This is a genomic window from Frigoribacterium endophyticum (assembly GCF_011759585.1).
GTDB lineage: Bacteria > Actinomycetota > Actinomycetes > Actinomycetales > Microbacteriaceae > Frigoribacterium > Frigoribacterium endophyticum.
This window is the reverse complement of the sequence record NZ_JAAOYV010000002.1, coordinates 171,044-183,415: the sequence shown is the minus strand read 5'-3', so window position 1 is coordinate 183,415 and position 12,372 is coordinate 171,044. Positions and strand designations below refer to the sequence as shown.

Annotated in this window: 10 protein-coding genes; 7 read left to right on the top strand and 3 right to left on the bottom strand. The window is 73.8% G+C overall.

Annotation, left to right across the window (positions count from 1 at the left end; translation table 11 throughout):
* Positions 1-76: 76 nt before the first annotated feature.
* Both FHR77_RS08215 and FHR77_RS08210 read right to left on the bottom strand, forming a co-directional pair.
* Complete coding sequence (locus tag FHR77_RS08215) at positions 77-1,000, bottom strand: DsbA family protein (RefSeq protein ID WP_167259653.1); 924 nt, start codon at positions 998-1,000, stop codon at positions 77-79.
* 123 nt (positions 1,001-1,123) lie between these two features.
* A complete protein-coding gene (locus FHR77_RS08210) occupies positions 1,124-1,777 on the bottom strand; it encodes a vitamin K epoxide reductase family protein (protein WP_341777286.1) in 654 nt (217 codons plus the stop codon).
* A 412-nt stretch (positions 1,778-2,189) separates the two neighbouring features.
* On the opposite strand from FHR77_RS08210, the gene FHR77_RS08205 reads away from it, so the two are divergent.
* Genes FHR77_RS08205 through FHR77_RS08185 form a run of 5 tightly spaced genes read left to right on the top strand, consistent with a single transcriptional unit; the run spans position 2,190 to position 9,384 of the window.
* The gene (locus tag FHR77_RS08205) at positions 2,190-5,192 is read left to right on the top strand and encodes an Rne/Rng family ribonuclease (RefSeq protein WP_167259652.1); all 3,003 of its coding nucleotides are present in this window, start codon (positions 2,190-2,192) and stop codon (positions 5,190-5,192) included.
* A gap of 18 nt (positions 5,193-5,210) precedes the next feature.
* Positions 5,211-6,104, top strand: a complete 894-nt coding sequence (locus tag FHR77_RS08200) for a serine/threonine-protein kinase (protein ID WP_167259651.1) — start codon at positions 5,211-5,213, stop codon at positions 6,102-6,104.
* Complete coding sequence (locus tag FHR77_RS08195) at positions 6,101-7,180, top strand: permease (protein ID WP_341777285.1); 1,080 nt, start codon at positions 6,101-6,103, stop codon at positions 7,178-7,180. The genes FHR77_RS08200 and FHR77_RS08195 overlap by 4 nt, the downstream gene beginning before the upstream one ends.
* 25 nt (positions 7,181-7,205) lie before the next feature.
* Entirely contained in the window at positions 7,206-7,982 is a 777-nt protein-coding gene (locus FHR77_RS08190) for a TIGR03943 family putative permease subunit (RefSeq protein ID WP_341777284.1), read from the top strand.
* On the top strand, positions 7,963-9,384 hold the full coding sequence (locus FHR77_RS08185; RefSeq protein WP_167259649.1) for a hypothetical protein: 1,422 nt from the start codon (positions 7,963-7,965) through the stop codon (positions 9,382-9,384). Before FHR77_RS08190 ends, FHR77_RS08185 begins: the two co-directional genes overlap by 20 nt.
* 52 nt (positions 9,385-9,436) lie before the next feature.
* Here the strand turns inward: FHR77_RS08185 and FHR77_RS08180 are convergent, their stop codons facing one another.
* The gene (locus tag FHR77_RS08180) at positions 9,437-9,727 is read right to left on the bottom strand and encodes a DUF4031 domain-containing protein (protein ID WP_056056430.1); all 291 of its coding nucleotides are present in this window, start codon (positions 9,725-9,727) and stop codon (positions 9,437-9,439) included.
* A gap of 256 nt (positions 9,728-9,983) precedes the next feature.
* Here FHR77_RS08180 and obgE point away from each other — a divergent pair, with 256 nt between their 5' ends.
* Positions 9,984-11,519: a GTPase ObgE gene (obgE, locus tag FHR77_RS08175; RefSeq protein ID WP_056056429.1), complete on the top strand. Its 1,536-nt coding sequence runs from the start codon at positions 9,984-9,986 to the stop codon at positions 11,517-11,519.
* Entirely contained in the window at positions 11,516-12,352 is an 837-nt protein-coding gene (gene proB, locus FHR77_RS08170) for a glutamate 5-kinase (RefSeq protein WP_167259648.1), read from the top strand. The genes obgE and proB overlap by 4 nt, the downstream gene beginning before the upstream one ends.
* Positions 12,353-12,372 lie beyond the last annotated feature (20 nt).

Here is a 12,372-nt window from a genome sequence, read left to right as displayed (position 1 = left end):
GCCGCCCCTGCGGCTGACTGGCTGGGGCACCCCGGGGTCGCGACGTGACCCCGGGGTGCGCTCTGCTCCGGCGGACCTAGGGGGCGGGGGTGGCGGACGACTCGGGGGCGGTGCCGGTGCTCGTGTCTGAGGTGGGGGCTCCGCCCGCGACCTCCGCGACGAACTGGGCGAAGACCGTCGGGTCGGTGAGCGAGCCCTGGTACTGCTGGCCGTTGACCAGCACGGTCGGGGTGCCCGTGACCTTCTCGAGGTCGCTGTTGGGCAGCGGGTCGTTCAGCGCCCGCTCCGTGGCCGAGGCCACCCAGTCGTCGAACTCGCCCCCCGTGACGCACCCGGGGATCTGCTCGTCGTCGGCGCCCGCGCCCTGCACCAGGCTGACCAGCTCGTCGTTCGTCAGCCCGCTGGTGTTCTCCTCCGGCTGCTGCGCGAACAGGGCCGTGTTGACGTCGAGGGCCGCGTCGGGCTGGTAGTTCGCCACGCAGGCCAGGGCGTTCGCCGAGCGGGTCGAGTACTTCGTGCCGAGCGAGGCGTTGTCGAGGAACCCCAGGGGGTGGATCTCGAGGTCGACCGACCCCTGGCTCACCCAGGTCTGCAGCTGCTCCGCGTTGGCCGTGTCGAACTGGCCGCAGTACGGGCACATGTAGTCGAGGTAGACGACGATGCTCGGCTTCTCGGCCGTGCCGGCCGCCGAGGCCGTCGGCTCGCCGTCGGCGGGCACCGCGTCGGTCGTCGTCGCCGAGACCGTGGTGCCGTCGCCCGAGAGCACGATGCCGTCGCTCGCCATGTTCAGCGGCCCGGGGCCGCCCGGGGCCATCGACCGCGTGACGACCAGCACGACGACGGCGGCGACGGCGAGCACGCCGAGCACGAGTCCGCCCTGCAGTGCCCACTTCTTGCGGCGGCGGCGCTTCGCGGCCGCCTCACGGGCGACGCGGGCCTTCTCGCGGGCGGCCTCGCGGCGCTCTCGCTTGGTGTCTCCGGGCACGGCTGGTGGGGTCATCGGTCCTCGCTGGGTCGGGGGGCGCCGACGGGCGCTCTCGGCCAGCGTCGCGCCGCCGGCCAAGAACAACCTGGGACCGAGGCTGCGGGAAGGCGCGGTGCGGGCGGGGGAGGAGCGGTGCCGTCAGCCGAGGAGCGTCGGCAGCAGCAGCGGGAACTGCACCACGATGACCGTCGCGACGACGATGTAGTTGAGCACGGGCAGCACCCACGAGTACGGCAGGAACGCCGCCGCGGCCCGCTGCAGCCGGCCGGGCCGCACGAGGACCCCGCGCGCCGTGCCCCAGGTCAGGAAGACCCAGAAGAGCGGGATGGTGACCGACCACACGAGCATGCACCAGGGGCACAGGGCGCCGATGACGAAGACCGTCTGGGTGAAGAGCCACGTGATGAAGACCCAGGCCAGCGACACGCCCGAGGCGAACGCGACCCAGAACCACCGGGCGAAGCGGGCGCCGGCGAGGAGCCCGAGGCCCACGGCGACCGGGGCCGCGAAGCCGACCAGGCCGATGATCGGGTTCGGGAACCCGAAGAGCGACGCCTGCCAGCTGTTGATGACGGGGGAGCAGCCGACGAACGGGTTCACGTCGCAGCCGAGCGACTCCGTCGGGTTCTCGAGCAGGCGGAACTTGTCGACGGTCAGGGCGAACGAGCCCAGCAGCCCCACGAGCCCGACCACGATCAGCAGCACCGCGGCGACCACCGGGGTGCGGCCCCGGGGCAGGCCCGGGGAGGGGCCGACGGGCGTCGTGCTCGGGGCGGTGTCGGTGAGCGTCACCCCCCGATCATCGCACCCGTCGGATCGTGGTCGGCTGCGATGCGTGCGATAATCGACCCAGTCGAGGGGTGAGAGCCCCGAGATCATGACTTTCCGGGCCGTGCTGGCCCGCGTGGCACCGGCCCCGAGGGGCGTCGCGCGGGTGCAGGTGAAGCCGGGCACGGGGCGCAGGCGCTCCAGGTCGGATGGCCAGTTCCGACAGCAACGAAGAACCGCACGTCGACGAACGACACGGTGGTGACGACGACCGCAGAGACGGTCCGGCCCACCTCGTGACCGAACGCCGCGTGACCGACATGGCGTGCCGTGAGAGGGCACGGTGGTCCGGGGGCAGGTGCACGGCACCGCTCGGCCACGACACGAGACCACCTGCCGACGGCACGTCCTCGGCAGGGCGAGGAGCACACCAGCAGTGCTGGACAACAACGACGACACGACCGACGGTCGACCGAAGAAGAAGCGGGGCCTGTTCGGGGCCCTGCTCGCCCGCCAGGCGGCACCGCCCGCGGCGCGCGCCACCGGGGCACAGCGCCCCTCTTCTCCGACCGACCCCATCGACGACGCCCAGGAGGCACAGACCGTGACCCACGACACCGACTCCGCGGGCCAGGCCCCGAGCACCCCCGCCGACGAGACCGCCACGCAGGCCCAGGCCGCGCCCGAGGCCGGTCAGGCCCCCGCGACCGCCGGCGCCCCCGCGGTCGACGTCGAGGCCGTGCAGGCCGACCTCGCCGACGGCGAGCCCGCTGCCGAGGCGCCCGCGACGAGCACCGAGTCGGCGGTCGACCCGTCCGCGTCGCCCATCCCGGCGCACCTGACGACGACGAGCCTGATCTTCCACGCCCCGGTCATCACGCCCCTCCCCGCCCGCCCCGGCCGTCGACGTGACGACCGCGACGACCACCGCGACCAGCGCGACGACCTCGACGAGCGTGACGACGAGGGCTACGACGACGGCGGCTGGGACGACGAGCCCCAGCGCCCCGCCTCGCGCCGCCGCTCGCGCGGCCGCTCGCAGGACCGCGAGGAGCGCGACTCCGAGGCCCGCCAGGGCGAGCGCGGCCCGCGCGAGCGCCCGCAGCGCCAGGTCGAGCTGATCACCGAGCCGCAGCGCATCAAGGGCTCGACCCGCCTCGAGGCGAAGAAGCAGCGCCGTCGCGACGGCCGTGACGCCGGCCGCCGCCGCACCGTCATCACCGAGGCCGAGTTCCTCGCGCGCCGCGAGAGCGTCGACCGCAAGATGGTCGTCCGCTCGTCGGGCGACCGCATCGAGATCGGCGTCATGGAGGACGGCACGCTCGCCGAGCACTACGTCGCCAAGGCGCAGAACGTCTCGCTGATCGGCAACGTCTACCTCGGTCGCGTGCAGAACGTGCTGCCGAGCATGGAGGCCGCCTTCGTCGACATCGGGCGCGGCCGCAACGCCGTGCTCTACTCCGGCGAGGTCGACTGGGACAGCCTGTCGAACGGCAACCAGCCCCGTCGCATCGAGCTGGCGCTCAAGCCCGGCGACCGCGTCCTCGTGCAGGTCACGAAAGACCCCGTGGGCCACAAGGGCGCCCGCCTGACGAGCCAGATCTCGCTGCCCGGCCGCTACCTGGTCTACGTGCCCAACGGCTCGATGAACGGCATCAGCCGCAAGCTGCCCGACACCGAGCGCGCGCGCCTGAAGAAGATCCTGAAGGAGGCGCTGCCCGAGAACGCCGGGGTCATCGTCCGCACCGCGGCCGAGGGCGCCACGGAGGAGCAGCTGACCCTCGACATCAAGCGCCTGACGAACCAGTGGGCCGACATCAGCGCCAAGGTCGAGACGGGCGCCGCCCCGGCCCAGCTGCACTCCGAGCCCGACCTGCTGATCAAGATCGTGCGCGACGTCTTCAACGAGGACTTCCACGAGATGGTCGTCGACGGCGAGGACGCCTACGAGACGCTGCAGTCGTACCTCTCGGCCGTCGCCCCCGACCTCATCGACCGCATCGTGCGCTACGAGGGCGAGCGCGACGCGTTCGACGAGTACCGCCTCAACGAGCAGATCGAGAAGGCGCTCGACCGCAAGGTCTGGCTGCCCTCGGGCGGCTCGCTCGTCATCGACCGCACCGAGGCCATGACGGTCGTCGACGTCAACACGGGCAAGTTCGTCGGCTCCGGCGGCAACCTCGAGGAGACCGTGACGAAGAACAACCTCGAGGCCGCGGAGGAGATCGTCCGTCAGCTGCGCCTCCGCGACATCGGCGGCATCATCGTCGTCGACTTCATCGACATGGTGCTCGAGTCGAACCGCGACCTCGTGCTGCGTCGCCTCGTCGAGTGCCTCAGCCGCGACCGCACCAAGCACCAGGTCGCCGAGGTCACCTCGCTCGGCCTCGTCCAGATGACCCGCAAGAAGCTGGGCCTGGGGCTCGCCGAGTCGTTCGCCGAGGCCGGCAGCGCCGCCCGCGTGCAGGAGCAGCAGCCGCGTCGCGGCCAGAACGGCCAGGGCGGCCAGGGCGGCCAGAACGGCCAGGGCCAGGAGCAGCGTCGCCGCGGCGGCGCGGCCGCCAAGTCCGGAGGCGCGGGCCAGTCCGGCGCCGCGGGCGCCGGTCGCGGGGGCCAGCAGCCCGCGTCGGCCGCGCACCCCACCACGGGCACCCACGCGATCACCGAGGACGTCAAGAACGCCCTGTCGCGCATCGCGGCCTCGACCATCGCGCACGCCGAGGACGGCGACCGGAGCACCGACTCCGCCGTCGAGGCCGCCGCCGCCGTCGAGGCGGCCATCGACGCCGCCGCGGCGTCGGTCGGCGGCTCGGCCGAGGCGCCGGGCGAGCAGCAGGGCGACGAGCCCCGCCGGGGCCGTGGCGCCCGCAAGAGCCGTCGCTCGCGCGGCGGTCGTGACGCCGACTCGACCGAGGGTGCGTCGACCGACGACAGCTCGACCGAGACGGGCCGGGGCCGCGCCGAGGCCGACCAGGCCGACGCACCGGCGGCCGAGGCCGCCGTCGTGACCGTGCCGACGACCGCCCCCGCGGCGCCGGAGCAGGCCGAGCCCGTCCAGGCCCCGACGGCTCCGGCCGCCGAGGCCGAGCCCGCGACCGCCCGGGCGGAGCGCAGCACGGAGTCCCGCCGGTCGCGCGTCACCGTGACGACCCCCGAGGCCAGCGTGGCGATCCTCGACATCCCGGTCACCACGACCCGTCGCGAGCCCCGCAAGATCAGCCGTGACGACGCCGAGCAGCTGCTCGACTCCGTCCTCGGGGCGCTGCCCGAGCCCAAGCAGCCCGGCCAGGGCCGCAGCCGCTCACGCCGTGCCTCGAGCTCGGGCACGACCTCCGCACCGGTCGCCCCCGCGGCCGCTGAGACGACCGAGGGCGGCTCGACCGAGGGCGACTCCAGTCCGTTCATCCTGGGCGTGGGCGTCAGCTCCGACGAACTGTGACTCGTCTAGGGTGACTGCGTGACCTCGACGCAGCCCGGACAGCCGACCCCAGGGTCGACCGTCCGGGCTGCCGTCGTCTCGCTGCGCGGCACCTCGGGGCGCGACCGTCTGGTCGCCGCCGCCACGGCCGTCGGCGTCGTGCTGCTGGCCCGTTTCGCGCTCGGCCTGCTCGCCATGGTCGGGGCCGCCGTCGGGTTCAGCGTCACGGCCTTCCCGAGCGGGTTCGCGGCGACGCCGGTCGGCCAGTTCCTCGGCAGCTTCGTCTTCTACCCGTTCCCCTTCTACGTCGTGGCGTTCGTCGTGCTGCTGGTGGTGCGGCCGCTCGAGACGGCCGCCCCCCTCGCCACCGTGCTGCGTCGGGCCCTCGTGGCCGGCGCCGCGGGCACCCTGGCCCTCGCCGTCGTCGGCGTCGTGCCGGGCGTGCTGCTCTCCCGGAGCGGCGGCACCTGGGCCAACCTCGTCCTCTACGTCACGACCATCCCGCTGGCGGCGGGCGTCGTCGACACGGCCCTGCTCGTGGTGGGCGCCGTCCTGGCCTGGCTCTGGGCGCGTCGCGAGGGCGACGACCCGGCGGGGGCCGACCCCGAGGCCGACGCCCGGCCCCAGGCCGTCGTCGTGCCCGCCGCGCCGACGTCGTCGGACGCCGAGGCCGACGCGGACGCGACCGGTGCACCGGCCCGGGCGTCCGCACCGTCGCGCGCGCCCCGCTCCGGCCCCGTCGACCACGCGTCCTTCCGGCCGGCCGCCGTCGCGCCCGTCGACGCCGACGACGCCCCCGCGCGGCCCGCCGTCGAGCCCGAGGCTACGCCCGCACCCGACGCCCCCCGACGCTCCCGTCGCGCTGCCGACCCCGCGCGCGACGACTGGTCGCGCTTCGCGCCGCCCGCCGACCGCGGCGAGGGCGAGCGGTGAGCGCGCCCCTGCTGCACCGCGACCCGTCGCACGACCACCACGACCACGGCGTCGTCTCGCCCGGTCGGGGCCCCGGGCGAGGCCCGCGCCGCGCCTCCCGCACGCCCCTGCTCGTCGTCGGCGGCGTGGTGGCGCTCCTGCTGCTCGTGGTGCGCCTGGCGTCGCCCGCCCTCGGCCCCGGCCTGCTGCCCGACGTCGCGCAGGACTTCGTCACCCTGACGATCAGCGTCATCGTCGAGTCGATGCCCTTCGTGCTGCTCGGCATCGTGCTGTCGATCATCGTGCAGGTGTGGCTGCCGCAGGCCTTCTTCACGTCGTGGCTGCCGCGCCAGCCGCTGCTGCGCCGCGCGGTCATCTCCTTCCTCGGCATGTTCCTGCCGGTCTGCGAGTGCGGCAACGTGCCGCTGGCCCGTGGCCTGGTGCTCAAGGGCTTCACGGTCTCCGAGTCGATGACGTTCCTCCTGGCCGCGCCGATCCTCAACCCGATCACGATCATCACGACGCACCAGGCGTTCGGCTGGAGCGACGGGATCCTGGTCGCCCGCCTCCTCGGCGGGTTCCTGATCGCGAACCTGATCGGCTGGCTCTACAGCCGCCACCCCGACCCCGAGAGCCTGCTGACGAAGTCGTTCGCGGCGGAGTGCGCCCTGCCCACCGATCACGCCCACGGCGGCGGGCGCCTCCGCGAGAGCGTCGAGCTGTTCCGCCGCGAGATGTCGACGATGATGCCCGCGCTGTTCATCGGCGCCGCGATCGCCGGCGGCATCCAGACGGCCGTGCCGCGCTCGGTGCTCGTGACGCTCGGCAGCAACCCGGTCTGGTCGGTGCTCGCGATGATGGTGCTCGCGTTCGTCATCTCGCTCTGCTCGAACGTCGACGCGTTCTTCGTGCTGCCCTTCGCGACGACCTTCATGCCCGGCGGCATCGCCGCCTTCCTCGTCTTCGGGCCGATCATCGACGTCAAGATGCTCGCCCTGCTGCGCACGACGTACCGGCCGAAGGTGCTCGCGCAGCTGACCCTCGTGGTGGCGCTGACCAGCGCCGCGATCGGACTGGTGGTGAACTTCTTTGCTTAGCACGCTCGCAGATCGGTGGCAGGGGGTGCTGCTCACGCTCGTCGTGGGCGTCTCGACCCTCTGGCTCGCCGCGACCGGTCAGCTGATCCTCTACATCCACCCGCGCTACGTCGTCTTCACGGTGATCATGATCGCGATCGGCATGGTGCTCTCGCTCGGCGTGCTCGCCCTCGTGCCCGCCCGCGACGACCACGACCACGAGCACGAGGCCCCCGGTCAGGCGCCCGCCGGCCCCCGCAGGCCGCGTCGTCGCCGGCGGGGCCGGGCCGGCCTCCGCGGCGCCGCCGTCACCGTCGGCGCGCTCGTCACGGTCGGCATCGCCGTCGCGCTCGTCGTGCTCCCGCCCGCGACGCTGACCAGCGCGACGGCCGGGCAGCGCGACGTGAACTCGTCGACGGCCTCGCTGAACGGCACCACGGTGGCCGACGCCGAGGCGGGCGACGCCGACGCGTACAAGTCGTTCAGCGTGCTCGACTGGGCCGGGCTGCTGCGCCAGACGAGCGACCTCGCGTTCTTCGAGGGCAAGACCGCCGACGTCGTCGGCTTCGTGGTGCCGGCCGGCGACGACCCCGACACCTTCTACGTCTCGCGCTTCGTCGTGACCTGCTGCGCCGTCGACGCCCAGCCCGTCGGCGTGCCCGTGCAGCTCGACGACTGGCAGAGCCAGCTCCAGCCCGACGAGTGGGTCGACGTCTCCGGCGGTTTCCGGGCCAACCAGAGCAGCGCGTCGACCGACCCGGTCGCGCTCGTCCCCGACAGCCTCGAGAAGGTCGGCCAGCCGAGTGACCCCTACCTCTACTGACCGGTGGTCGGCGGAGGGCGGGCGCGACGGCGAGCCGCTCGACGAGGCCGACCTGCGCCTCCGTCAGCGTCGCCGCTTCGTCGCGGTCGTCGCCGTGCTCGCCGTCGTCTGCGGGCTCTTCGGCGTGCTCACCCACCTGCAGGGGCCGAAGCTCACCGACGTGCAGGTCGACGCGAGCGCTGTCGTCGAGCGGTCGGGCCAGCAGCTGCGGTTGTTCTCGAACCAGGCCCTCGCCCACGTCGACCCCGACCAGGTCGTCGTCAGCCCGGCGGCGCCCTTCACCGTGCAGACCTCGGGCGACGTGGTCTCGGTGCAGTTCACCGACCGGCTGCGCTACGACACCGACTACCGGGTCAGCGTGTCGGGGGTGTCGAGCATCTACCAGCGGCAGACCTCCGACCTGGAGGCGCGGTTCAGCACCGAGCAGGCCGTCACCTGGCGCATCGTGCACGGCCGTGACGGCGCGGAGGACTCCCTCGAGCAGGCCGACCTGAAGGGCGGCGCCGAGCGGCGCACGGTCTGGAGCGCGCCGCGGATCCAGGCGTACGAGGTCTTCGACAGCGCGGTGGCCGTGCTCACCGACGACGGCGAGCAGTCGACCCTCAGCCTCGTCTCGCTCGACGGGGTCGCCGCCGAGACCCTGCCCCTGCCCGAGGGCCCCGGTCTCGTCACGCAGCTCGGCGCCGACCGGGCGACCACGACGCTGGCGTTCTCGTGGCAGCCCGAGGGCTCCGAGCAGGAGACCCTCTACACGCTCCCGCTGCAGGGCCAGCGGGCCGTCGCCCCCGTGACGTCGATCGCGGGGGAGCCCCTCACGGTGCTCGACTGGCAGTTCGTCCCCGGGCTCGACAGCGTGGTGGCCCAGGCGACCGACGAGCAGGTGACCCTCTTCGACCTCAGCGGGGCCGCGCCTCCCCGGCCCCTCGGCACCTTCGTCGCGCTGCAGGGGGTCTCGCTCGACGGGCGGGGCATCGTCGCGGCGACGGCGCTGCAGGCCTTCCGGGTCGACCTGTCGACGGGGGAGCAGACCCCCATCCCGTTCTCGGCGGTGGAGGGGCAGACGCCGTTCCGCGGCGAGCTCGTCGCCGTCGGCGCGACGGAGTACGTGCAGCAGGTGGCGCTGCCGACCGACGGCGGCACGAGCTTCAGCAGCCTCATCGTGCTGGACGACGAGCAGGAGGCGCGGGTCGTCTTCCGCCCGCCGAGCGGCTCCAGCGAGATCGAGGGCTTCTCCGTGTCGCCGAACGGGCAGTTCCTCGCGGTCGAGACCGCCACGGCGACGAGCCCGACCGACTACACCTACACGATCGACCCGACGCCGGCCGAGGTGACGACCACCGTCGTCGACCTCGCCTCGGGCGCGGTCGTGGCGAGCTTCCTCGGGCACGCCGCCTCCTGGTGAGGCGCGACGGCCGGTCGGGCGATCGTCGACCCGGCACCGCCGCCCCGCGGCGCTAGGGGCGAGGGCGGGCCGGCAGCCCGCGCTTGACCCGCTGCGAGACGCGCAGGCCGCTGCGCTCGAGGCGGCGGGCGAGCTCGAGGCCCGAGACGGGCACCGCGCCGGCCGCGACGAGGTCGGCGAGCCGCGACTCGGGCACGTCGTAGTGGTCGTGGTCGAAGCCCCGGCGGGGCACGTCGTGGGCCGCGGCGAAGGCGTGCAGCTCGGCGTACGACTCGTCGCTGACCAGGTGCGCCCAGAGGGTGTCGTGGGCAGGCCAGATGGCCTCGTCGATCAGGATGGTCACGCCGCCGATGCTACCCGCGCGTTGACGCCCGCCGAGGGCCCCCTGTATCGTGGAGGGTCGGTGCGCGCAGGCCCACGGTCGTGTCGGCATCCCCGGGCGTGATCTCGTCCGCCCCACGACGTCCTCTCGCACCGCACCAGCGTCGCCCGTCCAGACGGTCCGGCGACGCGACCGAGCGGCGGGCACAGCCCGCTCCCTCGTGCTCGACCCGGGGCACCTTTCCCCGGCACACAGATCCAGAAGAGACTGAACACCCATGGCCACCTTCGTCGACCACGTGACCCTCCACCTCCGAGCAGGCAACGGGGGCAACGGCTGCGTCTCCGTCAAGCGCGAGAAGTTCAAGCCCCTCGCCGGCCCCGACGGCGGCAACGGCGGCAACGGCGGCGACATCGTGCTCGTCGCCGACGCCGGCGTCACCACCCTGCTCGGGTTCCACCGCGCCCCCCACCGCTCGAGCGAGAACGGCGGCCCGGGCATGGGCGACCACCGCAGCGGCACCCAGGGCACCGAGCTCGAGCTCGCCGTGCCGCTCGGCACCGTCGTGAAGTCGACCGACGGCACCGAGCTGATCGACATGACCGAGCACGGCACGCGCTACGTCGTGGCCGAGGCCGGCATCGGCGGCCTGGGCAACGCGGCCCTGTCGTCGACGAAGCGCAAGGCCCCCGGCTTCGCGCTGCTCGGCACCCCGGGCTGGCAGGGCGACGTCCTGCTCGAGCTGAAGGTCGTGGCCGACGTCGCGCTCGTCGGCTACCCGTCGGCCGGCAAGTCGAGCCTCGTCGCCGCGCTCTCCGCGGCCAAGCCGAAGATCGCCGACTACCCCTTCACGACCCTCCACCCGAACCTCGGCGTCGTCGAGTCGGGCGACACCCGCTACACCGTCGCCGACGTGCCCGGCCTGATCGAGGGCGCCAGCGAGGGCAAGGGCCTCGGGCTCGAGTTCCTCCGCCACGTCGAGCGCTGCTCGGCCCTGCTGCACGTGCTCGACTGCGCCACGCTCGAGCCCGGCCGCGACCCGCTGACCGACCTCGACGTCATCCTCCGCGAGCTCGAGGCCTACCCGGTGCCCGAGGGGCAGCTGCCGCTGCTCGAGCGCCCGCAGATGATCGCCCTCAACAAGGTCGACGTGCCCGACGGCCGCGAGCTCGCCGACTTCGTCACGCCCGAGCTCGAGGCCCGCGGCTACCGCGTCTTCGAGATCTCTGCCGTCAGCCACGAGGGCCTCCGCAACCTCTCGTTCGCCCTGGCCGAGGTCGTCGAGGCCAGCCGCGCCGAGATCGCCAGCCGACCCGCGCCTCCCCGCCTCGTCATGCGCCCCCGCGCCGTCAACGAGAAGCCGTTCGTCATCAGGGTCGAGGGCGGCACCTACGGCAACGTGTACCGCATCCTCGGCCAGAAGCCCGAGCGCTGGGTCGTGCAGACCGACTTCAACAACGAGGAGGCCGTGGGCTACCTCGCCGACCGCCTCAACGCGATCGGCATCGAGGACGCCCTGTTCAAGGCGGGCGCGCAGGCCGGCTCGACCGTCCTGATCGGCCCCGAGGGCGGCATCGTCTTCGACTGGGAGCCCACGCTCACCTCGACCGCCGAGCTGATGACCTCCGCCCGCGGCACCGACCCGCGCCTGATCAAGAACGACCGCCCCACCCGCAACCAGCGCCGCGAGGACTACTTCGAGCGCATGGACGCGAAGGCGGAGGCGCGGGCCGAGCTCCAGCGCGAGCGCGCGGCCGGCCTCTGGACCGACGACGAGGGCTTCCTCGTCACGGAGGGCGACGAGCGGGAATGAGCACCGAGGGCCCCCTCGTGACCCCGGCGCGCCCCGACGGCGGCCCGGTGGTCGACCGGGCCGGCATCGCCCGGGCCCGCCGCATCGTGGTCAAGGTCGGCTCGTCGTCGATCAGCGGGGAGAACGTCGGCCAGATCGAGCCCCTCGTGGACGCGCTCGCCGGCGCCTACGCGCGCGGCGCCGAGGTCGTGCTCGTCTCGTCGGGCGCCATCGCGACGGGCCTGCCGCACCTGCGGCTCGACTCGCGACCGACCGACCTCGCGACCCAGCAGGCGGCGGCCGCGGTGGGCCAGAACGTCCTTATCTACCGCTACCAGCAGAGCCTCCGCCGGCACGGCATCGTCGCCGGCCAGGTGCTGCTCACGGCGGGCGACATGCGCGACCCGACGCCGCGCAGCAACGCCCAGCGCGCGATGGACCGCCTGCTCGAGCTGCGGATCCTGCCGATCGTCAACGAGAACGACACCGTCGCGACCCACGAGATCCGCTTCGGCGACAACGACAGGCTCGCCGCCCTGGTCGCCGAGCTGATCGGCGCCGACGCCCTCGTGCTGCTCAGCGACGTCGACGCGCTCTACACCCGGCCGCCGCACGAGCCCGGGGCGGTCGCGCTCGTCGACGTCCCGGTCGGCGACGACCTCGCCGGAGTGACGTTCGGCGACGCGGGCGCGGCCGGGGTCGGCACGGGCGGCGCCGGCACCAAGGTGGCCGCGGCACGCCACGCCGCCGCGGCGGGCACGCCGGTGCTCGTCACGTCGACGGCGAACGTGGCGCTCGCGCTGTCGGGGGCCGCGGTCGGGACCTTCTTCGAGGCCGTGCCCCGCGCCTCCTGAGGGCTGCTCGCGGGCTTAAG

Excerpts from the sequence above, each read along its gene's own strand:
- FHR77_RS08215 (WP_167259653.1), bottom strand. The coding sequence starts at position 1,000 with ATGACCCCACCAGCCGTGCCCGGAGACACCAAGCGAGAGCGCCGCGAG.
- obgE (WP_056056429.1), top strand. The coding sequence starts at position 9,984 with ATGGCCACCTTCGTCGACCACGTGACCCTCCACCTCCGAGCAGGCAAC.
- proB (WP_167259648.1), top strand. The coding sequence starts at position 11,516 with ATGAGCACCGAGGGCCCCCTCGTGACCCCGGCGCGCCCCGACGGCGGC.